The organism is Nonomuraea sp. NPDC050153 (assembly GCF_044460125.1).
GTDB lineage: Bacteria > Actinomycetota > Actinomycetes > Streptosporangiales > Streptosporangiaceae > Nonomuraea.
Map to the genome: position 1 here is coordinate 43,514 of NZ_JBITJQ010000029.1, position 23,256 is coordinate 66,769.

The following is a 23,256-nucleotide window of genomic DNA, read 5'->3' on the forward strand; positions in this document are numbered from 1 at the left end:
AGGCCCTTTCGCCGTTTCCGCGACCGCTCGGCGGAGCTCGTGGACTCAGCTTCCGTGGACTCAGCTTCCGTGAACGGGGTCGCCGTCCACGAACGTCAGGCGCGCCCGCGCCGTCCAGATCTCGCCCGGCGGGAGCTCGAACGGGTCGCGGTCCAGGACCACCAGGTCGGCCGGGCGGCCCGGCTCGACGGCCCCGGCGGGGGAGCGGTTGATCCAGGCCGAGCCCGCCGTGTAGGCGGTCATGGCGGTGGCCAGGTCGATGCGCTGGCCGGGCAGGAACGGGGTCTGCGCGGTCGGGTAGCCGGCGTGGACCGAGCCGCCGGGCTCCGTGCGGTTCACCGCGACGTGCATGCCCTGCAGCGGGTCGGCGTTCGAGACCGGCCAGTCGCTGCCCGCGCAGAAGCGGGTACCGTGCGCCAGCAGGTCCGCGAACGGATACTGCCACGACGAGCGCGGCTCCCCGAGGTACGGCAGCGTCAGCTCGTCCATCTGGGCGTGGTGCGTGGCCCACAGCGGCTGCAGGTTGGCCGTGACGCCGAGGGCGGCGAAGCGCGGCACGTCCGACGGCTCGATGATCTGCAGGTGGGCGATGTGGTGGCGGTTGCCGGGGTCCGTGCCCTCGAAGCTGTCCAGGGCCTCGCGCACGGCCCGCTCGCCGATGGCGTGGAAGTGCACCTGGAAGCCGAGCCGGTCCAGCTCGGCGACGTACTCCTTGAGTTTGTACGGGTCCACGTACGACAGTCCCGTGCCCCCGCACAGGCAGTACGGCTCCAGGGTGGCGGCCGTGAAGTTCTCCGTGATGCCGTCCTGCATGATCTTGATCGAGGTGGCCGTGAAGCGGTCGAGGCCCTCGGCGGAGGCACGGCGTTCGACCAGCTCCTCGATCTGGTCGAGGCCGCGCGTCCTGTCCCACCACAGGGCGCCCACCACGCGCGCCCTGAGCCTGCCTGAGCGGGCCGCGGCCAGGTAGGTGGGCAGTTGGTCCTGGGAGCCGGCGTAGGAGCCCACGATGGCGTCCTGCCAGCCGGTGATGCCCAGCGAGAACAGGTGCTTCTGCGCGTCCTCCAGCGCGTCGTCCAGGTCCTGGGCGGTCGGGCGCGGGGTGAGCAGGCCGACGAGGTCCATCGCGCCCTCGTGCAGCACCCCGGTGGGCTCGCCCGCGGCGTCGCGCTCAATGCGGCCGTCGGCGGGGTCCGGCGTGTCCTTCGTGATGCCGGCCAGCCGGAGGGCCCGCGTGTTGACCCAGGCGGCGTGGTGGTCGCGCTGGATGAGGTACGCGGGGCGGTCGAGGAAGTCGAGCTGGTCGCGGTGGGGGAGGCCGCCGGGGAACGCCGACATGTCCCACCCGCCGCCATCGATCCACTCTTTAGACGGATTTTTCGCCGCATAGTCGGCTATCAGGGCTATGTACGCGTCAAGGCCGAAATCTTCTGACAAGTCGCACTTTGCGCGTTCGAGGCCCGCCTGGACCGGGTGCATGTGCGCGTCCGTGAAGCCTGGCACCAGCAGGCCGCCATCCAGATCCACCGTCTCGTGGGACGGCGCCCGGCGGGCGAGCTCGCCCTCCGGCCCCACCGCCGCGATCACGCCGTCGCGCACCAGCACGGCCTCGCCTCGCACGCCGCCCGGGGTGAAGACGCGGCCTCCTCGGAAGAGGATGTTCATGGGCTTCCTTTCTGTGGTGGATCCGGCTCGCGCGCACCGAGCCCGCCGTACATCTTCCCGCCCGGCCCGGTGACCTGCGACAAGCGGGGGTGGGTACCCCCCATATGGTGAAAAATCGCCTCATCTCGTGATGAAGTACGCGATGAAACACATCGTTAGCGGTTGCGTAACAGCTGCCAGGCATCCTCAAAGCCATGGGATTCTTGCGCATCCGTACCACGGTGGACGAGCGACCCGGCCGGCTGGCCTCACTGGCCGCGGCCCTGGCGGACAGGGGCGGCAACATCCTCGGCCTCAGCGTGCAGTCCGACGCGGACGGCACGGTCGACGAGTTCGTCGCCGACATCCCCGCAGGCCCCGAGACGGTGCGCGAGGCGCTGGAGGCGGCCGGCGGCCGCCGCGTCCAGGTGGTCCCCGCCACCGCCCATGAGCTGACCGACGAGCCCACCAGGGCGCTGCTGCTGGCCTCCAGGCTGCGTTCGATGCCGTGGCGGCTGCCCGAGCTCCTGGCCGAGCTGCTGCGCGCCGACGACGCCAGGTGGATCTATGGTGAAGCGGTGAGTGATCTTCCCGACCCGACCCAGCTCGTCGTCCCCGTGGCCCCCAGGCGGGCGGTGCGGCTGCGCCGCTCGGAGCTGCCGTTCACGCTGACCGAGGCGGCCAGGGCGGCCTCCTTCGCCAGGCTCGCCCAGCCCGCCGAGGAGGCGAGCGCCGCCGAGCGCGCGATCAAGCTGTCCGACGGCGTGGAGGTCACGGTCCGGCCGCTCACCTCGATCTACCGCGAGGCCGTGCGCGACCTGCACGACAGGTGCTCGCCCGAGTCGCGCAGGTTCCGCTACTTCACCTCGATGCCCGCGCTGCCGGCGCGCACGTTCGACCGGTTGTGTGACAGGAGCAAGGGGCATTCGCTGGTGGCCGGGCACGACGGGCAGGTCGTGGCGATGGCCAACCTCATGTTCACCCCTGACCCGGGCATCGCGGAGATGGCCTTCCTGGTCGAGGACCGCTGGCAGGGGCTCGGTCTGGGCGCGGCGATGGCGAAGATGCTCGTGCGCAGCGCCCGCGACCTGGGCTACGCCGAGGTCAAGGCCACCCTGCTGTCCGACAACGCCAGGATGCGCAGGCTGCTGATCTCCCTGGGCGCCACGCTCGGCTACACCGAGGACCCCGGGGTCATGGAGGGCAGGCTGCCGGTCGGCACGATGGTCTCAGCCTAGGCCCTCCTCGCTCGGCGGCTCCTCTTCCTGCGGCTTGCCGGCCTGCTGGTCGGCCTGCTTGTCGGCCTGCGGCCGGATGCCCAGGTGGCGTTCGATGCGCTCCAGGCTCTCCTCGATGCGGGTGAGCCGCTCGCCCAGCACTGAGCCGCCGGCGAAGTACATCTCGGCAGGCCGCTCCTTGGAGGCGCGGCCCACGCGGTCGAGCAGGCGCTGCCGTACGTCCGCCAGGTCCGCGCCAGCGTCCACGAGCGCCTGGGCGGCCAGCCCCTCGCCCTCCCTGATCAGCCCGAGCAGGATGTGCTCGGTGCCGATGTAGTTGTGGCGCAGCTGCAGGGCCTCGCGCAGCGACAGCTCCAGGACCTTCTTGGCGCGCGGCGTGAAGGGGATGTGCCCGCTGGGCGACTTGCCGCCGTGGCCCACCTCGCGCTCGACGAAGGCGCGTACGTGGTCGAGCTCCACGCCGCAGCCGTCGAGCACCAGCGAAGCCAGCCCCTCGCCCTCGTGGATCAGCCCGAGCAGGATGTGTTCCGTGCCGATGTAGTTGTGGCTCATCATCCGCGCCTCCTCCTGGGCGAGGACGACGACCCGTCGCGCGCGGTCGGTGAAGCGTTCGAACACGGGGGCCTCCGTTCGACTGCCACTGCCTCCACTATGCGCTACAAACCAGCGGATGTGGGGTATTTGTCCTGTGTGGATCTTGACGAGGTCGCCGGCCGGCTTTATGCGCTGCCGCCGTCCGAGTTCACCGCCGCGCGCACGGCCGAGGCCCGCGCGGCCAAGGACGCGGGCGAGGCGGGGCTCGCCCGCGAGATAACCGGACTCCGCAAGCCCACGGTGTCCGCCTGGGCCGTGAACCGGGTGGCCCGCGAGCACCCCGACGAGCTGGCCGAGCTGCTCGACGTGGGCGAGCGGCTGCGCGCGGCCTGGCAGGAGCAGGACGCCGACGCGCTGGCCGAGCTGACCAGGCGCCGGGCCGGCGTCATGGGCAGGGTGGGCAGGCTCGTCAGGCAGGCCGGCGGCCTGTCGCCCGCGGCGGCGGCCGAGGTGGACCAGACGCTGGAGTCCGCCATCGTGGACGCCGACGCCGCCGGGCAGGTGCGCGGCGGCCGCCTGGTCAAGCCGCTCAGCTACAGCGGCTTCGCCCCCGCCCCCGTCCCGCGCGGGCGGCCCGTCAGGCGGGCGCCCCCCGAGGACGAGGCGAGGAAGCGCGCGGAGGCGGAGGCCAGGAGGGCCGAGGAACGCCAGGAGGCCGAGGCCGCGCACGAGGAGTGGCAGGCGGCGCTGGAATCCGCCGTGCGGGAGCGCGACGAGCGCGCCGGGCGGGTGGCGGAGCTGGAGCGGAGGCTGGCCAAGGCCCGCAAGAGGCTCACCGAGAGCGAGCAGCGGCTGGAGGTCGCCCGGCGCGAGGAGCGCCACGCGCGCCGGAGACTGGGCTAAGGTGGTGTACGAAACGGTTCCGTACACTAGCGCTTTGCACACCTGAACCCACCGTGAGCCGACCTGAGGAGTGGCGATGAGCGCCTGGACCCCCGACTCCATCCCTGACCTGACCGGCAGGACCGCCATCGTGACCGGCGCCAACAGCGGCATCGGCCGGCCCACCGCCCTGGAGCTGGCCAGGCACGGCGCCCGCGTCGTCGTCGCCGCGCGCTCGCCCGAGAAGGGCAGGGCGACCGTCGAGGACATCCTGCGGGCGGTGCCCGGCGGCCAGGTCGAGTACGGCCGGCTCGATCTCGCGGACCTGGCCTCGGTCAGGCGCTTCGCCGAGGGCGTCGACCAGCTCGACCTGCTGGTCAACAACGCGGGCATCGGCCTGATCCCCCGGCAGGAGACCAAGGACGGCTTCGAGATGCAGTTCGGCACCAACCACCTGGGCCATTTCGCGCTCACGGGCCTGCTGCTGCCGCTCCTGCTGGCCGCCCCCGCCGCCCGCGTGGTGAACGTCGCGAGCGACGCGCACGCCATGGGCAGGATCGACTTCGACAATCTCGGGCTGGAGCGCGGATACAGCCGCTTCGGCGCGTACGGGCGCTCCAAGCTCGCCAACCTGCTCTTCACCCTGGAGCTCCAGCGACGCGCTGAGAGGGCCGGTGCGGGCCTCATCAGCGTCGCCACCCACCCTGGCACCACGGCCACGAACATCGTCAAGCTCGGGCCGCTACAGCCCCTCATGGGCGTGTTCTTCAAGTCGGCGGCGGCCGGGGCGGTGCCCTCGCTCTACGCCGCGACCTCGCCAGACGTCCGCGGCGGCGAGTTCATCGGCCCCAAGCTCAAGCGCCTCACGCCGTCGGAGAGGGCCCGGTCGGAAGCCGACGCCATACGGCTCTGGGACGTGTCCATGGAGCTGACGGGCGTACGATTCGATGAAATCGCCTACAGCTGAAGGACGTGTGCGTGGCTCCACTCGACCCTGACCGTGACAGGGCCATTCTCGACGCCACGATGGAGCTGCTGTCGGAGGTCGGCTACGACCGGATGTCGGTCGACCAGATCGCCAAGCGGGCCAGGGCGAGCAAGGCCACCATCTACCGGCGCTGGGCGGGCAAGCCCGAGCTGGTGGTCGACGTCATCTGCCGGCGATTCGACATGGACGCGCCCGCGGGCGAGGACACCGGGTCGCTCCGCGGCGACCTGGTCTCCATCTTCCGCGGGCTGTGCCAGACGGTGGAGCGCAAGCACACGCTCGTCATCGGCCTGTCCTCGACGCTGGTGTCCAACCAGGAGCTGGCGCGCACGCTGCGCGCGCACATGCCGACGAAGGACCTCGACGACGTGCGGGCCCTGCTGGAGCGGGCCGCCGAGCGCGGGGAGCTGGCCGGGCCCGTCGACGCAGGGCGGCTCTTCACGCTCGCCGAGGCGCTGGTCTGGCATCGGATGATCTTCGCAGGGCCGCCGTTCGGGCCGGAGTTCGTGGCCGAGTCGGTCGACGGGGTGCTGGTGCCGCTGGTGACCGCCTGGTCAAAGGGCTGACCTGGCGGCGTGCGCCAGGTAGGCGCACACGGGGAAGCCCTCCCGCTCGTACGGGGCCGCCAGCCGGGTGTAGCAGGCCCTGATCCGCTCGACGGTCTCCCGCGGCTGCTTCGCGATCATCGCGAAGCGGGGCCCGCCCGCCTGCACGATGTCGTCCCACCAGACGGCGGGGTCGACCCGATGGCGCCAGCGCACCGGCTCGACGGCCGCCGCCTCGAAGCCCGCCGCCTCCAGCAGCTCGGTGAAGCGCCGCGGCGTGTCGTTGCCGGTGAACGGCCGGGCCGGAGGCTCGTAGGGGACCCCGGCGTCGGCGATGGCGTCGGCGAAGACGTTCGTGGCGGTCATCTCATCGGATTTCCACCAGGTCAGGGCGATGGTGCCGCCCGGGCGCAGCACGCGGTGGAGCTCCTTGAGCGCCCCGGCCGTGTCAGGCACATGATTGATGACGAAATTTCCGGCTATGGCGTCAAATTCCTCGTCATCGAAAGGCAGATCGGGAAGCGCGGCTCGGCGGATCGTCGCGTACGGGTGGCGGCGGGCGGTCAGCCGCAACATGCCGGGATCGGCGTCCACGGCCGTGACCTGGGCGCCCAACGCGAGCGCCGCCGAGGTGACCACGCCGGTGCCGCAGCCGACGTCAAGCAGGCGGGGCGCGCACGCCCGGTCGAGGAGGGGGCCGACGGTGTGGGAGCTCAGCTGGGCGAAGCCGCGATCGTACGCTTCGGCGTTGGTCACGAACCCCACCCTATCCCGGCCCTCAAACCTGACATTCTTGTGTGAGATTTCCCGATGAAGGCTATTTTTTCGGGAAATATGGCTCGTATGGTCGTCGCCATGACCATCGACGGCTTCATCGACGCGCTCCCCAAGGTCGAGCTCCACGTGCACCTGATCGGCTCGGCCTCGGTCCCCACCGTGCTCGAACTCGCCCGCCGCCACCCCGGCAGCACGGTCCCCACCAGCGAGGAGGAGTTGCGCCGCTTCTACACCTTCCGCGACTTCCCGCACTTCGCCCAGGTGTACCGGGCCGTCAACGCGCTCGTCAGGGAGCCGGAGGACGTGGCGACCCTCGTCCTCGGCCTGGCGCGCGACCTGGCCCCGCAGGGCGCCCGCTACGTGGAACTCCAGGTGACCCCGTACGCCCACCACCTGGTCGGCATGCCCATGCGCGAGGTGACGGAGGCCCTTGACCTGGCCGCGGCCCGTTCGCTGGCGGATCACGGGGTGGAGATGGCCTACATCTTCGACATCCCCGGCGAGTACGGCGAGGAGGCCGCCAAGGTGACGGTGGAGCACGCGCTCCAGGAACCTCCCGCCGCGCTGGTAGGTTTCGGGATCGGCGGCATCGAGCAGGAGCGTCCGAAATATCGTGACGCGTACAGATCCGCGTTCTCGGCCGCCCGCGCGGCCGGCCTGCACAGCGTCCCGCACGGCGGCGAGATGTCCGGCCCCGAGACGATATGGGAGGTCATCGAGGGCTACGGCGCCGAACGCATCGGCCACGGCATCAACTGCCTCGCCGACCCGCGCCTGGTCGCCTACCTGCGCGACACCCAGCTCCCGCTGGACGTCTGCCCGACCTCGAACGTCTGCACCGGCCAGGTCGCCGACCTCGCCGGGCACCCGCTGCCGAGGATGCTGGAGGAGGGCCTGTACGTGACGCTGAACAGCGACGACCCGCCCATGTTCGCCACGACGCTGGCCGAGGAGTACCGGGCCGCCGCACGGGCCTTCGGCTTCGGCAAGGCGGAGCTGGCCCAGCTGGCCAGGAACGGCGTCCGGGCGTCGTACCTGAGCGAGGAGCGCAAGCGGGCGCTGATCGAGGAGATCGACGAGCTCGCCCGGTAGGAACGCCACAGGGCGGGGACCACGCGGTCCCCGCCCCGTGTCTCGGAATCAGGGTGCCCTGGAATCAGGGGGACGAGATGCGCCCCAGCTCCGGCGGGATCTTGCCGGCCGCCGCCCGGTCCAGCAGGAACAGCGTCCGCGCCCGCCCTCTGGCGCCCGAGGCGGGCACCTGGACGTGCCCCGACTCCGACAGCGCCAGCCGCACGGCCCCGGACTTCTCCTCACCGGCCGCCACCACCCAGACCTCGCGCGAGGACTGGATGGCGGGCAGCGTCAGCGAGATGCGGGTCGGCGGCGGTTTCGGCGCGCCGTGGACGGCCACCACCGGGCGCGTGTCGTACAGCGCGGGCATGCCCGGGAACAGCGACGCCACGTGCGAGTCCGGGCCCATGCCGAGCAGCATCACGTCGAAGCCGGGCACGGGGCCGTGATCCTCCGGCCTGGCCGCCCTGCGCAGCTCGGCCGCGTAGGACTCGGCCGACTCCTCGGCCGTCAGCCCCGCGTCGGGGCCGAGCATGACGTGGACCCGCTCCGGGCTGACGTCGACGTGGTCGAGCAGCGCCTGCCGGGCGCCGGTCTCGTTGCGCTCCTTGTCGCCGGTGGGCAGGAAGCGCTCGTCACCCCACCAGATGTCCAGCCGGCGCCAGTCGACGGCGTCGCGGGCGGGGGTCGCGGCGATCGCCGCCAGCGTGGCGATGCCGACCGTGCCGCCCGTGAGCACGATCGAGGCCGACCCCTTGGCCGACTGCACGTCGACCAACCGGGTGATGATCCGCGCCGCCACGGCCTTGGCCAGGACGTCGGCGTCGCGGTGGACGACCACGCTGGGAACGCTCACAGATACCAGTTTCTCAGCCACTGCGGTCCAAGTCATCCCTTGTACGTGCGTGCGAACCGCTTGACCGCGGCCTCGTAGGTCTCGTCGGGGTCGAGCCTGCGCAGCTCCTCCGCCATCAGCTCCGCGGTCTGGCGCCGGGCCAGGGCCACGTTCCTGTCGGGCTGACCCGGCCGCGAGAGCGTGGCCAGGCGGGCGTCGTGCCTCGCCACGGTCAGCTCGCCCTCGTTGAGCTGCAGGCGCACGGCCGTCAGCCCGGGGCCGGCGGAGTCGGCGACCTTGATCGGGGCTCCGAGCCGCTCCGACAGCCAGGCGGCCAGCAGCGGCGCGCTCGGGTTGCCGGGGGAGGCCTCCACCACGCCCTTGCGGACCCTGCCCACCGGCTGGTCGAACGCGGCCGCCAGCAGGCTGCGCCACGGCGTCAGCCGGGCCCAGGCCAGGTCGGTGTCGCCGCGGGCGTACCCCTTGGCCCTGGTCACCAGCGACTTGACGCCGCCGTCGTCGAAGCCCCTGGCGTCGGTGATCCGGCGCTGCGCGAGGGCGCCGACCGCGTCCTTGGACGGGGCGTCGGGCGCCGCGCCCGGCCACCACACCACGACCGGGGTGTCGGGCAGCAGCAGCGGGCTGACCACGGAGTCGGCGTGCTGGGTCAGCTCGCCGTACAGGCGCAGGACCACGACCTCGCCCGGCGTGGACTCGCCGATGCGCAGCTCGGCGTCCAGCCTGATCGGCTCGTCGGGCTCGCGGTTGATCACGACGATGATGCGCGACGGGTGCTCGCGGGCGGCGTCGGTGGCCGCGCGCAGCGCGTCGTACTGGTGGCGCTCCTCGCAGACCACCACGAGCGTCAGCACCATGCCGATGGCGGGCGCGCCCATCTGGTGGCGCAGATGCGTGAACTGCGCCGAGATCTTCCCCGCCGTCGTGTCCGACAGCATGAAGGTCGTCACGAGCCCTCCTTCGTCGGACTCGCGACGACTGTCGTGCCGTGTCCGATTGTTCTCTCGCTACGCTCGATCACTAGAGTCTCCTCCAGACGCGGCCGTCGCGGGCCATCATCGCGTCGGCCGACGGCGGGCCCCACGAGCCGGACTCGTAAGGCTCGGGCTGGCCCTGCGTGGCCCAGAACTCCTCGATCGGGTCGAGGATCTTCCACGACAGCTCGACCTCCCGCTGGTGCGGGAAGAGCGGCGGGTCGCCGATCATCACGTCGAGCAGCAGCCGCTCGTACGCCTCCGGCGACGACTCCAGGAACGACTCGCCGTAGGCGAAGTCCATGGAGACGTCGCGCACCTCCATGGCGGTCCCCGGCACCTTCGAGCCGAACCGCACGGTGATGCCCTCGTCCGGCTGGACCCGCACCACCAGCGCGTTCTGGCCCAGGATCTCGGTGTCGTCCTTGCTGAACGGCAGGTGCGGCGCCCGCTGGAACACCACGGCCACCTCCGTCACCCGGCGGCCCAGCCGCTTGCCGGTGCGCAGGTAGAACGGCACGCCCGCCCACCGCCGGTTGGCGATCTCCAGCTTGACGGCCGCGTACGTCTCGGTCGTGGACTCGGGCGAGATGCCGTCCTCCTGCAGGTAGCCGACCACCTTCTCGCCGCCCTGCCAGCCGGCGGAGTACTGGCCGCGCGCCGTGTTCAGCGCCAGGTTGGCCGGCAGCCGCACGGCCTTGAGCACCTTCTCCTTCTCCCGCCGCAGCGCCGAGGCGTCGAACGAGGTCGGGTCCTCCATGGCGACCAGCGCGAGGAGCTGGAGCAGGTGGTTCTGGATCACGTCGCGGGCCGCGCCGATGCCGTCGTAGTAGCCGGCCCGCCCGCCGATGCCGATGTCCTCGGCCATCGTGATCTGCACGTGGTCGACGAAGCCGCGGTTCCAGATGGGCTCGTAGAGGTTGTTGGCGAACCGCAGCGCCATGATGTTCTGGACGGTCTCCTTGCCCAGGTAGTGGTCGATCCGGAAGATCGAGCTCTCCGGGAAGGCCGAGTTGGTGATCTCGTTCAGCTCGTGGGCCGACTTGAGGTCGTGCCCGAACGGCTTCTCGATGACCACGCGGCGCCACGACCCCTCGGGGGCGTCGGCCAGCCCGGTGCGCTTGAGCTGCTCCACCACCACGGGGAAGAACTTCGGCGGCACCGACAGGTAGAACGCGTAGTTTCCGCCCGTGCCCCGGGTCTCGTCGATCTCCGCCAGCGCCATGGCCAGCGCGTCGAACGCCCCGTCGTCGGAGAACTCACCTGGCACGAAATGGATGCCCTCGCGGATCTGCTTCCAGACCTCCTCGCGGAAGGGCGTCCTGGCGTGCGCCTTGACGGCTTCGTGCGTCAGCTGGGCGAAATCCTGGTCCTTCCAATCGCGCCGGGCGAAGCCGACCAGCGAGAAGCCGGGCGGCAGCAGCCCCCGGTTGCCCAGGTCGTAGATCGCCGGCAACAGCTTGCGCTTGGCCAGGTCACCCGTCACGCCGAACAACACCATCACGCACGGTCCCGCAACCCGCGGCAGCCGCTTGTCGCGCGGATCGCGCAGCGGGTTGGCGGCGGCCACCTCCTCGGTGGTGGCGGTGCCCGCGGCTGTGGTGGCCACAGTGGCCGCCATCGGGTTGTCGACAGCGGCGGCCTCCTCCACGGGTGCTGCCGGGTCAGTCATCTCAAGCCTCCTGTGCTGCTGCGAGCAAACGCGCGACACCCGCCGCGCGATCGGTCAAATGCAGGCGTACGGCGGGCCGTCCGCGGGTCTCCAGCGCCCCCAGGTCGCCGAGCGCCTGGGCCAGCTGGAGCCGCCCCAGCGTGTACGGCCGGCCGGGGACCGGCACGTCCTCGGCCACCGCCCCGGTGATCTGCAGGAACACCCCGTTCTGCGGCCCGCCCTTGTGGTATTGCCCCGTCGAGTGCAGGAAGCGCGGCCCCCACCCGAACGTCACCGGCCGGTCGGTACGCAGCGCGAGCAGCGCCCGCAGCGTCGCCGGATCGGCCATCATCCAGGCGTCGGTCATCTGCTCGAAGTCGGCCCCGTCGGGCACCGGGGCGTCGAACGCCGCCATCCGGTCCAGAAAGGCCGTGATCGACAGATAGCCGCCCGCCGGGATCACGTGCAGCAGTTCGGCGAACACCCCGGGCAGGTCCTTGGCCCTGACCGCGCCGTACACCTCGACGGGCCCGTCCACGAACGCGGGCGCCCCGGCCGGCAGGTCCGGCAGGGCCAGCAGCGCCGCGGTGTTCTCCTTCGACTCGGCCACGTTCGGCTGGTCGAACGGGTTGATCTCCAGGAGCAGCCCCGCGACGGCGGTGGCGTACTCCCAGACCAGGAACTGCGCGCCCAGCGGCCCGTCCACGCGCACGTCCCCGACGTCGCTCTCGATGGCGACGACCAGCTCGTCGCCGCTCCTGTGCGGGTCGGCCCCCACGACGGGCAGGATCCCCCTGCCCGCCTTGCCGGTGGACTCGGCCACGAGCTGCTCGATCCAGTCGGGCAGCCCGGTGATGGCCGAGAGCTGGTCCTCCAGCAGCAGCTTGTCGCGCCCGGCCAGCGCCGCGCCGCCGAGCGCGGCCCCCAGGTCGAGCCCGGGGTTGCCGGTGTCGCGTGACAGCAGCGGCAGCACCTCCGCGGCCTCGTCCAGCAGCCGCGCCACGTCGGCGCCCGCCAGCGCGCTGGGCACCAGCCCGAACGCCGACAGCGCCGAGAAGCGGCCGCCGACGTCCGGCTGGGCGAGCACGAGGTCGTAACCGGCCGCCACCGCCCGCTTCTCCAGCGGCGAGCCCGGGTCGGTGACGACCACGACGCGGCCGGCGGGCGCCAGGCCGGCGTCCGCGAACAGCCGCTCGTAGATCCGCAGCAGGGAGTCGGTCTCCACGGTCGAGCCGCTCTTGCCGGACACGACCACCACCGTGGCGTCGAGCTGCTCGGTCAGCGCGCGCCGCACCTGCCCCGGGTCGGTCGTGTCCAGCACGGTGAGCGGCACGTCGGCGGTGGCGCAGATGACCTCCGCCGCCAGCGACGAGCCGCCCATCCCGGCCAGCACCACGTTCGTCAGGCCCGCGGCGCGGGCCCGCTCCACGAGCCCGCCCAGCACGGGCAGCAGCTCGGGAGAGTAGCGGGGCAGGGTCAGCCAGCCGAGCCTGACCGCCGCCTCCGCCTCGGCGTCCTCACCCCACAGCGTGGGGTCGCCGGCGGCGAGCCGCGCGGGCACGCCGTCGGCGACGAGGCGCCCCGCGACGGAGGAAGCGGCCGAGGCCACCCCCTCCTCGCGGTAGGACACCTCCATCACGGAACCAGGTTCTTGGTGACGCTCTCGAGCAGCTCGTTCCAGGACGCCTCGAACTTCTCGACGCCCTCGTCCTCCAGCACCTTCACCACGTCGTCGTAGTCGATGCCGGCCTCCTTGAGCGCGGCCATGGTGTTCCAGGCCTGCTCGTAGAAGGGGCGCACCGTGTCGCCGGTGACGTTGGCGTGGTCGGCCGTGGCGTCGAGCGTCTTCTCCGGCATCGTGTTGACGGTGCCGGGGGCGACGAGCTGGTCGACGTACATGGTGTCGGAGTACTCGGGGTTCTTGACGCCGGTCGAGGCCCACAGCGGCCGCTGCGGACGGGCGCCCGCCGCGCGCAGGCGCTGCCAGCGCTCGGAGTTCATCACTTCCTCGTACGCCGCGTAGGCCAGGCGCGCGTTGGCGATGCCCGCCTTGCCCTTCAGCTCCGGCTTGCCCAGCTTGTCGAGCCGCTTGTCGATCTCGGTGTCGACGCGGCTGACGAAGAACGAGGCCACCGACTCGATCGAGGCCAGGTTGAGGCCCTTGGCCTGCGCCGCCTCGAGGCCGGCGAGCCAGGCGTCCATGACCGCGCGGTAACGCTCCAGGGAGAAGATCAGCGTGACGTTGACGCTGATGCCCTCCGAGATCGCCTGCGTGATCGCGGGCAGCCCCTCGACCGTGGCCGGGATCTTGATGAACAGGTTGGGCCTGTCGACCATCCACCACAGCGCACGGGCCTCGGCGACCGTCTTCTCGGTCTCGCGGGCCAGGCGCGGGTCCACCTCGAGCGACACGCGGCCGTCCACGCCGTCCGAGGCGTCGAAGACGGGACGCAGCACGTCGGCGGCCCAGCGGATGTCGTACGTGGTGATGGCGCGCACGGCCTCGCCCACGTCCACGCCGCGTACGGCGAGGTCGTGGAGCTGGGCGGCGTACGCGTCGCCCTTGCTGAGCGCGTTGGCGAAGATCGTCGGGTTGGAGGTCACCCCGACGACGTTCTTCTCGCGGATCAGCTGCTCCAGGTTGCCGGTGCGCAGGCGCTCACGGCTGATGTCGTCGAGCCAGATGGCAACGCCCTGGCCGGACAGCTTCTTGAGGATCTCGCTCATCTTTTCTTCAGTTTCCCGTCGTCTCGCCCTTTTCCTGACCAAGCTTGGCCAGGCTCGCATGTGCCGCCGCCGCGACGCGTTCGGCCGTCAGCCCGAACAACTCGTACAAAGTCTTGTACGGGGCGGAGGCACCGAAGTGTTCGAGACCGACCACTTCGCCGCATTCGCCGACGAACTCGTGCCAGCCGAGCGCGATGCCGGCCTCGACCGCGACCCGAGCCCGGTTCGACGAAGGCAGAACCGTCTGCCTATATGCGATGTCCTGCCCCTTGAACCATTCGACACACGGCATCGACACGACCCGCGTCGGGATGCCCTTGCCCTCCAGCAGCTCGCGGCCCTCCAGCGCGATCTCCACCTCGCTGCCGGTGGCGATGAGGATGACCTTGGGCTGGCCGTCGGAGGCCTCGCGCAGGACGTAGCCGCCGCGCGCCACGCCCTCGGCGCTGGTGCCCTCGAAGACCGGCAGGTTCTGCCTGGTCAGGGCCAGAGCGGCGGGCCGGTCGGTGTGCTTGAGCACGGCCTTCCAGGCGTACGCGGTCTCGTTGGCGTCGGCCGGGCGCACCACGTCGAGGCCGGGGATCGCGCGCAGCGCCCACAGGTGCTCGATCGGCTGGTGGGTGGGGCCGTCCTCGCCGAGGCCGATGGAGTCGTGCGTCCACACGTACGTGACCGGCAGCTTCATCAGCGCGGCCAGGCGCACCGACGGGCGCATGTAGTCGGAGAAGACCAGGAAGGTGCCGCCGTACGGGCGGGTGCCGCCGTGCAGGGCGATGCCGTTGAGAATGGCGCCCATGGCGTGCTCGCGGATGCCGAAGTGCAGCGTGCGGCCGTAGCGGTTGCCGGGGAACTCCTTGGTCTGGAACTCCTCGGGGATGAAGGACGGCTCGCCCTTCATCGTGGTGTTGTTCGACTCAGCCAGGTCGGCCGAGCCGCCCCACAGCTCCGGCAGCACCGGCGCCAGCGCGCTGAGCACCTCGCCGGAGGCCTTGCGGGTCGAGATCGACGCGCCCGCCTCGAACGACGGCAGCGCCTTGGCCCAGCCGTTGGGCAGTTCGCGCTGGGAGATGCGGTCGAACTCCGCGGCCCGCTCGGGGTTGGCCAGCCGCCACTCGGCGTAGCCCTTCTCCCACTCGGCGTGCTCGGTGCGGCCGCGCCGGGCGATGCCGCGGGCGTGCTCGAGCACCGCGGCCGGGACGTCGAACGTCTTGGCCGGGTCCATGCCGAGGACTTCCTTGGTGGCGGCGACCTCCGCCTCGCCCAGGGCCGAGCCGTGGATCTTGCCGGTGTTCTTCTTGTTCGGGGCCGGCCAGCCGATGATCGTGCGCAGCCGGATGAACGACGGCCGGTCGGTCTCCGCCTTGGCGGCCTGCAGCGCGTCGTAGAGCGCCTGGACGTCCTCGGCGTACTCGCCGCTCTCGGTCCAGTCGACGCTCTCGGTGTGCCAGCCGTAGGCCTCGTAGCGCTTGACCACGTCCTCGGACTTGGCGATCAGCGTGTCGTCCTCGATGGAGATGTGGTTGTCGTCCCACACCACGATGAGGTTGCCCAGCTTCTGGTGCCCGGCGAGGGAGCTGGCCTCGTGGCTGATGCCCTCCTCGATGTCGCCGTCGCTGACGAAGCACCAGATGTGGTGGTCGAACGGCGAGTTGCCGGCCTCGGCGTCGGGGTCGAACAGGCCGCGCTCGCGGCGGGCTGCCATCGCCATGCCGACCGCGTTGCCCAGGCCCTGGCCGAGCGGGCCCGTCGTGGTCTCCACGCCCGCGGTGTGCCCGTACTCGGGGTGACCGGGCGTCAGGCTGTCCCACTGGCGCAGCCGGCGCAGGTCGTCGAGCGTCAGGCCGTAGCCGGACAGATAGAGCTGGATGTAGAGCGTCAGGCTCGAGTGGCCGCACGACAGCACGAAACGGTCGCGGCCGGCCCACTTGGGATCGGTCGGGTCGTGGCGCATCACACGCTGGAACAGCAGGTATGCGGCGGGAGCCAGGCTCATGGCGGTGCCGGGGTGACCCGAGCCCGCCTTCTCCACTGCGTCCATGGCCAGGGCTCGAACGACGTCGACCGCCTGCTTGTCCAGGTCGGTCCATTCGAGGGCTGGCACGAGTTCGGTGCTCAAGTGCTCGATCTCCGGAATCTAGTTGTCATTGATTGGCTATCCCGCCCACACGGGACCCTAACCGAGTGGAGCTGGCGATCGATTCCCATTCCACCCGCACGCGTCCATGTGCGGCGCAAGCCCCCCATTGGCCGGACCGGCCGTCCCTGCGACTACAGTTTGTTTGTTCGCAGGGGCGTCACGGCGCCCACCCATGGATCCGCTCTAATCAGAGGTTACGCGTTGACTCCGCACAGGCTGGAAGCGCCTTGACGGTGCTGACCAACAGGCAGGCGACGGCCCGATCTCCGCAGGTGGAGGGGCCGCGCTCGATCGGCATGATCGTCAAGGCCTACATCGCGCTCACCAAGCCGCGGATCATCGAGCTGCTGCTGATCACGACGTTGCCGGTGATGTTCCTGGCGGCCGGCGGCCTGCCGCCGCTGTGGACGTCGATCTCGGTCATGGTGTTCGGCACCCTATCGGCGGGCAGCGCCAACGCGCTCAACTGCTACGTGGATCGCGACATCGACCAGAAGATGCGCCGCACCCGCCGCCGGCCGCTGGCCCGGCATCAGGTGTCGCCGCGCGGCGCGCTGGTCTTCGGGATCACGCTCGGCGTGCTGTCCCTGGTGGGCCTCTGGGTGACCACCAACTGGCTGGCCGCCATGCTGTCCACCGGGGCGATCCTGTTCTACGTGCTCGTCTACTCGATGATCCTGAAGCGCCGCACGGCCCAGAACATCGTGTGGGGCGGCATCGCGGGCTGCATGCCGGTGATGATCGGCTGGGCGGGCATCACCGAGCGGCTCGACTGGGCGCCGCTGGTGCTGTTCGGGGTGGTGTTCTTCTGGACTCCGCCGCACACCTGGACGCTGGCCATGCGCTACAAGGAGGACTACGCGGCGGCCAAGGTGCCCATGCTGCCCGTCGTGGCCACCGAGCGGCGGGTGATCCTGGAGTCGATCGCCTACACGTGGGCGACCGTGCTGTGCTCGCTGGCGCTGTGGCCGGTGGCTGGCACCACGCTGTTCTACCCGATCGTGGCGGCCCTCCTCGGCGCCATGTGTCTGTGGGAGGTCCACCGCCTGCTGGCCCGGCTCAACGCCGGCAAGAGCGGCGTCGACCTGCGTCCCATGCGCTTCTTCCACTGGTCCAACGCCTACCTGGCGCTGCTGTTCCTGGCCGTGGCCATCGACCCGCTGCTGGCCTGAGCGCCGCGCTGACCCGTGTCCGGAGGGTGAGGCTGTCTTGACCGGCACGGACCCCGGCCCTCTGATCCGTTAAAGTCACCGTATGGCGACCCGTGATCCACGCTGGGTGTTGAAGGACCGCCCGTCGTTCGCGTTGATCATCGGGCTCGTCCTCACCGGCGTATGCGCTCTGGTCTCGTTCTCCTTCGACGTGATCAACGGCGCTCCCGTGCAGTTCTTCATCGCGCTCGCGCTGGCGCTCGCGCCGGTGCCGCTGCTGCTGGCGGCCGTGCTGGCGCTCGACCGGATGGAGCCGGAGCCGCGCAGCAACCTGGTCTTCGCCTTCGCGTGGGGCGCGGGCGTCGCGGTGCTGGTCGCCGGTCTGATCAACTACCTCAACCTGCACTACATCATCGACACCGCCAAGCTGTCGGAGGCCAGCGCCCGCAACGTCGCGGCCACCTTCGGCGCGCCCGTGGTGGAGGAGACGATGAAGGGGCTGGTGCTGCTCGGGCTGCTCAGGTTCCGCCGGGCCGAGCTCGACGGGCCCACCGACGGCGTCATCTACGCCAGCATGGTCGGGCTCGGCTTCGCCATGAGCGAGAACGTCAGCTACTACCTCTCCGCGCTGTCCAACTCCGGCTTCAAGGGGCTGGCGGTCACCGTCGTGCTGCGCGGAGTCCTGTCGCCGCTGGCCCACCCGCTGTTCAGCTCCATGATCGGCGTCGCCGTCGCCTACGCCGCCCGGCGCGGCGGCCCCGAGCGGGTCTTCTACATCCTGGCGGGCTGGGCCGGCGCGATGATCCTGCACGGCCTGTGGAACGGCCTGGCCTCCTACGGCGGCTTCCCCGGGCTCGTGGTGGCCTACCTGGCGCTGCTGGCCGTGCTGATCGTGCTCATCGGCGTGGTGTTCAAGGACCGGCGGCGCATCGTGGCCCTCATCCAGCGCTACCTGCCGCCGTATGAGCCGACCAAGCTGGTCACCCAGGCCGACATCTACATGCTGTCGACCTTCCCCAGGAGGCGCCAGGCCCGGCAGTGGGCCAAGGCCCACGGCGGCAAGCGCGGGCTGCGCGCCATGCGCGACTACCAGCTGGCCGCCACCGAGCTGGGGCTGCTGCACGAGCGGGCGGCCCGCCACATGGTCGACGACCAGAACTTCCACGAGGAGCAGCGGGCATTGCTGGAGTGCATGAGCACGGCCCGGGCGGACTTCCCGGTGCCGACGGCGCACGCCAGGTCGGTCGCGCGGGGCACCCCGCCGCCCGGCTACGCCCCCGGCGCGCCCGGCTGACCCAGGATGTTCGTCAGGGAGACCTCGCGCGGGCCGGGGAAGACCGGGTCGGAGTGGAGCACCATCGCGTCGGCGAACGCCTTGGCGGTGGCGAGCAGCTCGCGGGTGGCGAGGGCGTACGTGGTCGGGGCGAAGTCCCTGGTCGAGTCGTCACCCACCCCGAACGCCTCCAGGCCCGCCGTCCGGCACAGCGTCACGGCCCTGGGCAGGTGGAACTCCTGCGTCACGACCGTCACCTGCCGCGCCCCGAACACCTTGCGCGCCCGCACGCACGAGTCCCACGTGTCGAACCCCGCGTAGTCCAGCACGATCACCCGGTCCGGCACGCCCCTGCGGAGCAGGTAGTCGCGCATGGCCGTCGGCTCGTCGTACTCCTTGCGGCTGTTGTCGCCCGACAGCAGCAGCGCCCGCACCTTGCCCGACCGGTAGAGCTCGGCGGCGATGTCGAGCCGGTGGGCCAGCATCGGCGTGGGCTGCGTGCCGTACAGGCCGGCGCCCAGCACCAGCGCGGCCTGCGCCGTGGGCACGTGCCCGAGCCAGCCGTCCCCCACGGCCGTCACCCGGTGGGGCGAGCTGCCGAGCCAGGCCCACGTCATCGGCGCCAGGGAGAGCACGCTGACCAGCACCAGCGCTTGGTAGGCGCGCCGCAGGGCCTTCCGAGTGGGGCGGACTTTCAGTGACAAATCACACCCGCCAGGGGGTGGGGGAGTGGCGGACGCATCTCCCCATACCCTGGCATATCTCCTCAGACGGCGGCGGGTGCTCCGGCGGCTTCGGCGGGGGAGTGGTCGGCGGCGCCGGCGGGGCCGGTCTGCGGGGAGCGGGTGCGCAGCGAGGTGACCACCCTGAGGGCGGCGATCCAGACCAGCGTGGAGCCGAGCACGTGCAGCAGGACCAGCGCGGCGGGCACCGCCAGGAAGTACTGCGTGTAGCCGATCACGCCCTGGCCCAGCTCCACCACGAGCAACGTCAGCGCCGCCCGTTTGGCGGCCCGCTGCGAGTGGCTCACGTGCAGCGCGAACAGCAGCGCGAACGTCAGGCCCACGACGATGTAGGCGACGTCGGCGTGCAGCCGGGCCACCGCCTCGATGTCGAGGTCGAAGCGCGAGGCCATCTCGTCGCCGGAGTGCGGGCCCGTGCCGCTCACCACGACCCCGGCCACCAGCAGCGCGAACACGGCCGCGAGCAGCGCGTAGCCGAGCCTGCGGATGTCGCGGTGGGTCACCCGTCGCGCGGGGCCGTCGCCCTCGCCCGCGCGCGCGTACAGCATCCAGCAGGCGGCGATCAGGCCGGTGGAGATGAGGAAGTGCATGCCCACCGTGAACGGGTTGAGCATCGTGCTGACCACCAGGCCGCCCCACAGCGCCTGGGCCAGGACGCCCGCCGGCTGCAGCAGCGCCAGCCCCACCAGCGAACGCCGGCGCGGCGCCAGCCTGAGGGCCGAGAGCACGCACGCCACCGCGACCGCCAGCACCAGGAACGTCAGCAGCCGGTTGCCGAACTCCACCAGCATGTTGAGCATCGACACCTCGGGGTGCGCGGCCGGGATGAAGCTGTCCGGCGTGCACTTGGGCCAGGTCGGGCAGCCCAGCCCCGAACCGGTCACGCGCACGCCCGCGCCCGTCACCGCGATGCCCGCGTTGACCACCACGGACGCCATCGCCCAGGCCCGCATCGACTCCGTCGTGGGCGCCCAGAAGGAGAACAGGCGGCGCACGTAGGGGTTGGGGTGGTCCGTGGGTAGCTTCACGCCATCGATGGTACGGGCCTGACCACTCGGTCCCACCACCGGTCACCCCGCCCCCGGCCACGCACAACGCCCGGCGGCGCCGCCCGGGACGCGCCGCGTGGGGGTGGCGGCGTCCGGCGGCCCTCCTCGGAGGGACTCCGGCCGGGTGGGCGGTGAGGTGGTGATATGCCGTCAGCGGGTAGCGCCGTATTCAGGAGGGTGTGGCGCTGCCGTCCGTGGAAAGCCCCTTCTCAAGCGAAGGGGGTATGTGACATATTACAGCCCTGGAGGTGATGGATGTCCGACGTCATCGTGGTCGGCGCGGGAGTCGTGGGCGCGGCATGCGCCTACTACGCCGCGCGCGCCGGTCTCGACGTGACCGTGGTCGACCGTGGCCCCGTGGCGGGCGGCACGACCGGCTCGGGCGAGGGCAACGTGCTGGTGTCCGACAAGGAGCCGGGCCCCGAGCTGGAGCTGGCCCTGCTGTCCAACCGGCTGTGGCGCTCGCTGGCCGGGCTGGGCGGGTTCGAGTTCGAGCCCAAGGGCGGCCTGGTGGTCGCCGAGACCGGGGAGGTCCAGCGGCAGCTGACCGAGCTGGCCGCCAAGCAGGACGTGGAGCACACCCTGGTGCCCGGCGAGTCGCTGCGCGACTACGAGCCGCACCTGGCCGGCGGCCTGGCCGGCGGGGTCTACTACCCCGGTGACGCCCAGGTGCAGCCCATGCTGGCCGCCGCGCACCTGCTCAGGCACGGCGCGGAGAGCTTCGGCCACGGGACGCTCCGCCTGCGCCTCGGCGCGGAGGTGACCGGGTTCGTCCGGCGCGGGGACCGGATCGCGGGCGTGCGGACCTCCCAGGGCGACGTCCTCGGCGGCGCGGTGATCAACGCGGCGGGCACCTGGGGCGGCCAGGTGGCCGCGCTGGCGGGCGTCGACCTGCCGATCCTGCCCAGGCGCGGGTTCATCCTCGTGACGGAGCCGCTGCCCGAGCCCTTGATCAGGCACAAGGTCTACACCGCCGCCTACGTCACGAACGTGGCCAGCGACTCGGCCGGCCTGGAGACGTCGGCCGTCGTGGAGGGCACGCCCGCGGGCACCGTGCTCATCGGGGCCAGCAGGGAGCGGGTCGGGTTCGACCGGACCATGTCGGTGCCGGTGCTCACCCGCCTGGCCGAGCAGGCCGTCGCGTTGTTCCCCGCGCTGCGCGAGGTGCGGGCCATCAGGTCGTACTGCGGGTTCCGGCCGTACTGCCCGGACCACCTGCCCGTCATCGGCGCCGACCCGCGCGCTCCCGGGCTGTATCACGCCTGCGGGCACGAGGGAGCGGGCATCGGGCTCGCCCCGGCCACCGGTCACCTGCTCGCGCAGGTGCTCACCGGCTCCCCGACCGACCTGGACCTGCGGCCCTTCCGGCCGGATCGCTTCGCGGAGGAGTCCTCTTGACGTTCCACATCACGATCGACGGGCGCCCGGTGCCCGTGGTGCCCGGGCAGACGATCGGGGCGGCGCTGCACGCGGCCGGGGTGCGGTCGTGGCGCAGCACCCGCTTCGGCGGGCGGCCCCGCGGGCTGTTCTGCGGGATCGGGGTCTGCTTCGACTGCCTGATCTCGGTCAACGGGCGGGCTCCCGAGCGGGCCTGCCTGCTGGAGGCCGCGCCCGGTGACGAGGTGACGACGTCGTGACGTACGACCTGGCAGTGATCGGCGGCGGGCCCGCGGGAGTGGCCGGCGCGCTCACGGCGGCGCTGGCCGGACTGCGGGTGGCGCTCCTGGACTCCTCCGTACGGCTGGGCGGCCAGTACTTCCGCCACGCCGCAGAGCCCGGGCCCGCTCCCGGGCTGGACCGGTTCCTGCGGCAGGCGCGGGCCCTGGACGCCCGCGCCGACGTGCTGCTGGGCCACCAGGTGTGGAGCGTCACCCGCGAGCCGGACGGCGACCTCGTCGTGTACTCGGTCGCGCGAGGCGCCGGCTCCCAGGACCGGCAGGTCCTGAAGGCCCGGCGGCTGCTGATCGCCACCGGCGCGCACGACCGGCCGCTGCCGTTCCCCGGGTGGGACCTGCCCGGCGTCCTGACCGCCGGCGGCGCGCAGGCGCTGCTCAAGGGCGACGGCGTCGTGGCGGGCAGGCGGATCGTCGTCTCCGGCACCGGCCCGTTCCTGCTGCCCGTGGCCACGGGCCTGGCCGGGGCGGGGGCGCGGGTGCTCGGGGTGTTCGAGGCCAACGGCGGGCTCGGGCTGGCCCGGTATCCGCTGCTGGCCCTGGGCAAGGCCGGGGAGGCCGCCGGGTACGCCGCGAGCCTGGCCAGGCACCGCGTGCCGTACCGGACGCGCCGGGCGGTGGTCGCGGCGCACGGGGAGCGCGAGGTGGAGGCCGTGACCGTGGCCCGCCTCGACCAGGCATGGAACGTTCTCGCCACCCGCGTCGTCGAGTGCGACACGGTGGCCGTCGGATACGGGTTCGTGCCGCAGATCGAGCTGGGCACCCAGCTCGGCTGCGCCACCCGCGACGACGTGGACGGCACCCCCGTGCTCGACGTGGACGCCGCCCAGCGCACCTCCGTCCCCGGAGTCTGGGCCGCCGGGGAGCCCACGGGCGTGGGCGGCTGGCTGCTGTCCGAGACGGAGGGCCGCATCGCGGGCCGCGCCGTCGTGGCCGACGCGGGCACGCCGCAGCCCGTGCCCGGGGCCCTGTTGCGGCGCCGGGAGCGCGGGCGGGCCTTCGGGGAGGCGCTGCAGCGCGCGTACCCCGTCATGCCCGGCTGGCAGGGCTGGCTGCGCGACGACACGCTGGTGTGCCGCTGCGAGGAGGTGCCGCTGGCCCGCGTACGCGAGGCGCGCGACCTCGGCGCCACCGACGCGCGCTCGATCAAGCTGCTGGCCAGGCCCGGCATGGGCTGGTGCCAGGGCCGCATCTGCGGCTACGCCGTCTCCTGCCTGGCCGGGGAGCCGCCGCGGCCGCCCCGCCGCCCCATCGCCCAGCCCGTCACCCTCGGCACCCTGGCCGACCTTCCTGACGTTTCCGAAATTTCCGACGTTCCCCCCGCCCACTGACCTGACATGGAG

The 23,256-nt window shown here is 71.9% G+C and carries 20 protein-coding genes and 1 pseudogene; 10 read left to right on the forward strand and 11 right to left on the reverse strand.

Going from position 1 to position 23,256, the window contains the following annotated elements:
* Nucleotides 1-60: 60 nt before the first annotated feature.
* Nucleotides 61-1,665, reverse strand: a complete 1,605-nt coding sequence (locus ACIBQ1_RS45560; protein WP_397287335.1) for an amidohydrolase — start codon at nucleotides 1,663-1,665, stop codon at nucleotides 61-63.
* Between the two features lie 194 nt (nucleotides 1,666-1,859).
* On the opposite strand from ACIBQ1_RS45560, the gene ACIBQ1_RS45565 reads away from it, so the two are divergent.
* Complete coding sequence (locus ACIBQ1_RS45565) at nucleotides 1,860-2,882, forward strand: GNAT family N-acetyltransferase (protein WP_397287337.1); 1,023 nt, start codon at nucleotides 1,860-1,862, stop codon at nucleotides 2,880-2,882.
* Between the two features lie 165 nt (nucleotides 2,883-3,047).
* Here ACIBQ1_RS45565 and ACIBQ1_RS45570 read toward each other — a convergent pair.
* A pseudogene (locus ACIBQ1_RS45570) lies at nucleotides 3,048-3,500 on the reverse strand (Clp protease N-terminal domain-containing protein); the annotation flags it as partial.
* A gap of 72 nt (nucleotides 3,501-3,572) precedes the next feature.
* On the opposite strand from ACIBQ1_RS45570, the gene ACIBQ1_RS45575 reads away from it, so the two are divergent.
* From ACIBQ1_RS45575 to ACIBQ1_RS45585, 3 genes are all read left to right on the forward strand, one after another.
* Nucleotides 3,573-4,319: a hypothetical protein gene (locus tag ACIBQ1_RS45575; protein ID WP_397287339.1), complete on the forward strand. Its 747-nt coding sequence runs from the start codon at nucleotides 3,573-3,575 to the stop codon at nucleotides 4,317-4,319.
* A 76-nt stretch (nucleotides 4,320-4,395) separates the two neighbouring features.
* Nucleotides 4,396-5,265 carry an oxidoreductase gene (locus ACIBQ1_RS45580; RefSeq protein WP_397287341.1) on the forward strand — a complete coding sequence of 290 codons (870 nt, stop codon included), beginning with the start codon at nucleotides 4,396-4,398 and terminating at the stop codon, nucleotides 5,263-5,265.
* A gap of 11 nt (nucleotides 5,266-5,276) precedes the next feature.
* Nucleotides 5,277-5,852 carry a TetR/AcrR family transcriptional regulator gene (locus tag ACIBQ1_RS45585; protein WP_397287343.1) on the forward strand — a complete coding sequence of 192 codons (576 nt, stop codon included), beginning with the start codon at nucleotides 5,277-5,279 and terminating at the stop codon, nucleotides 5,850-5,852.
* Here the strand turns inward: ACIBQ1_RS45585 and ACIBQ1_RS45590 are convergent.
* The gene (locus tag ACIBQ1_RS45590; protein WP_397287345.1) at nucleotides 5,841-6,587 is read right to left on the reverse strand and encodes a class I SAM-dependent methyltransferase; all 747 of its coding nucleotides are present in this window, start codon (nucleotides 6,585-6,587) and stop codon (nucleotides 5,841-5,843) included. The two genes, ACIBQ1_RS45585 and ACIBQ1_RS45590, sit on opposite strands and share 12 nt — an antisense overlap.
* A 99-nt stretch (nucleotides 6,588-6,686) precedes the next feature.
* Between ACIBQ1_RS45590 and add the strand changes: the two genes are divergently transcribed.
* Entirely contained in the window at nucleotides 6,687-7,700 is a 1,014-nt protein-coding gene (add, locus tag ACIBQ1_RS45595; protein ID WP_397287347.1) for an adenosine deaminase, read from the forward strand.
* A 64-nt stretch (nucleotides 7,701-7,764) separates the two neighbouring features.
* Here add and pgl read toward each other — a convergent pair whose 3' ends face one another.
* The 6 genes from pgl to tkt all read right to left on the reverse strand — a co-directional run bounded on the left by pgl (nucleotide 7,765) and on the right by tkt (nucleotide 16,003).
* The gene (gene pgl / locus ACIBQ1_RS45600) at nucleotides 7,765-8,538 is read right to left on the reverse strand and encodes a 6-phosphogluconolactonase (RefSeq protein ID WP_397287349.1); all 774 of its coding nucleotides are present in this window, start codon (nucleotides 8,536-8,538) and stop codon (nucleotides 7,765-7,767) included.
* Nucleotides 8,539-8,570: 32 nt separating this feature from the next.
* Nucleotides 8,571-9,485 (reverse strand): glucose-6-phosphate dehydrogenase assembly protein OpcA, encoded by a 915-nt coding sequence (locus ACIBQ1_RS45605; RefSeq protein ID WP_397287351.1) that lies wholly within the window; start codon nucleotides 9,483-9,485, stop codon nucleotides 8,571-8,573.
* 70 nt (nucleotides 9,486-9,555) lie between these two features.
* Nucleotides 9,556-11,130: a glucose-6-phosphate dehydrogenase gene (gene zwf, locus ACIBQ1_RS45610; protein ID WP_397287536.1), complete on the reverse strand. Its 1,575-nt coding sequence runs from the start codon at nucleotides 11,128-11,130 to the stop codon at nucleotides 9,556-9,558.
* A gap of 52 nt (nucleotides 11,131-11,182) precedes the next feature.
* Nucleotides 11,183-12,796 carry a glucose-6-phosphate isomerase gene (locus tag ACIBQ1_RS45615; protein ID WP_397287538.1) on the reverse strand — a complete coding sequence of 538 codons (1,614 nt, stop codon included), beginning with the start codon at nucleotides 12,794-12,796 and terminating at the stop codon, nucleotides 11,183-11,185.
* Nucleotides 12,796-13,887 carry a transaldolase gene (gene tal, locus ACIBQ1_RS45620; protein WP_397287353.1) on the reverse strand — a complete coding sequence of 364 codons (1,092 nt, stop codon included), beginning with the start codon at nucleotides 13,885-13,887 and terminating at the stop codon, nucleotides 12,796-12,798. The genes ACIBQ1_RS45615 and tal overlap by 1 nt, the downstream gene beginning before the upstream one ends.
* A 7-nt stretch (nucleotides 13,888-13,894) precedes the next feature.
* Nucleotides 13,895-16,003, reverse strand: coding sequence for a transketolase (tkt, locus tag ACIBQ1_RS45625; RefSeq protein WP_397287355.1), 2,109 nt, complete (start codon nucleotides 16,001-16,003; stop codon nucleotides 13,895-13,897).
* 248 nt (nucleotides 16,004-16,251) lie between these two features.
* Between tkt and ACIBQ1_RS45630 the strand changes: the two genes are divergently transcribed.
* Both ACIBQ1_RS45630 and ACIBQ1_RS45635 read left to right on the forward strand, forming a co-directional pair.
* On the forward strand, nucleotides 16,252-17,196 hold the full coding sequence (locus ACIBQ1_RS45630) for a heme o synthase (RefSeq protein ID WP_397287357.1): 945 nt from the start codon (nucleotides 16,252-16,254) through the stop codon (nucleotides 17,194-17,196).
* A gap of 82 nt (nucleotides 17,197-17,278) precedes the next feature.
* The gene (locus tag ACIBQ1_RS45635; RefSeq protein WP_397287359.1) at nucleotides 17,279-18,469 is read left to right on the forward strand and encodes a PrsW family intramembrane metalloprotease; all 1,191 of its coding nucleotides are present in this window, start codon (nucleotides 17,279-17,281) and stop codon (nucleotides 18,467-18,469) included.
* On the opposite strand, the gene ACIBQ1_RS45640 is transcribed toward ACIBQ1_RS45635, so the two are convergent.
* Both ACIBQ1_RS45640 and ACIBQ1_RS45645 read right to left on the reverse strand, forming a co-directional pair.
* On the reverse strand, nucleotides 18,445-19,152 hold the full coding sequence (locus tag ACIBQ1_RS45640) for a vancomycin high temperature exclusion protein (RefSeq protein ID WP_397287361.1): 708 nt from the start codon (nucleotides 19,150-19,152) through the stop codon (nucleotides 18,445-18,447). The genes ACIBQ1_RS45635 and ACIBQ1_RS45640 overlap by 25 nt on opposite strands.
* Before the next feature lie 62 nt (nucleotides 19,153-19,214).
* Nucleotides 19,215-20,219: a heme A synthase gene (locus ACIBQ1_RS45645; RefSeq protein ID WP_397287363.1), complete on the reverse strand. Its 1,005-nt coding sequence runs from the start codon at nucleotides 20,217-20,219 to the stop codon at nucleotides 19,215-19,217.
* Nucleotides 20,220-20,495: 276 nt separating this feature from the next.
* On the opposite strand from ACIBQ1_RS45645, the gene ACIBQ1_RS45650 reads away from it, so the two are divergent.
* Genes ACIBQ1_RS45650 through ACIBQ1_RS45660 form a run of 3 tightly spaced genes read left to right on the forward strand, consistent with a single transcriptional unit; the run spans nucleotide 20,496 to nucleotide 23,244 of the window.
* A complete protein-coding gene (locus ACIBQ1_RS45650; protein ID WP_397287365.1) occupies nucleotides 20,496-21,638 on the forward strand; it encodes an NAD(P)/FAD-dependent oxidoreductase in 1,143 nt (380 codons plus the stop codon).
* Nucleotides 21,635-21,877, forward strand: a complete 243-nt coding sequence (locus ACIBQ1_RS45655) for a (2Fe-2S)-binding protein (RefSeq protein ID WP_355384397.1) — start codon at nucleotides 21,635-21,637, stop codon at nucleotides 21,875-21,877. Before ACIBQ1_RS45650 ends, ACIBQ1_RS45655 begins: the two co-directional genes overlap by 4 nt.
* Nucleotides 21,874-23,244: an NAD(P)/FAD-dependent oxidoreductase gene (locus tag ACIBQ1_RS45660; RefSeq protein ID WP_397287367.1), complete on the forward strand. Its 1,371-nt coding sequence runs from the start codon at nucleotides 21,874-21,876 to the stop codon at nucleotides 23,242-23,244. The genes ACIBQ1_RS45655 and ACIBQ1_RS45660 overlap by 4 nt, the downstream gene beginning before the upstream one ends.
* The last annotated feature ends 12 nt before the right edge of the window (nucleotides 23,245-23,256 follow it).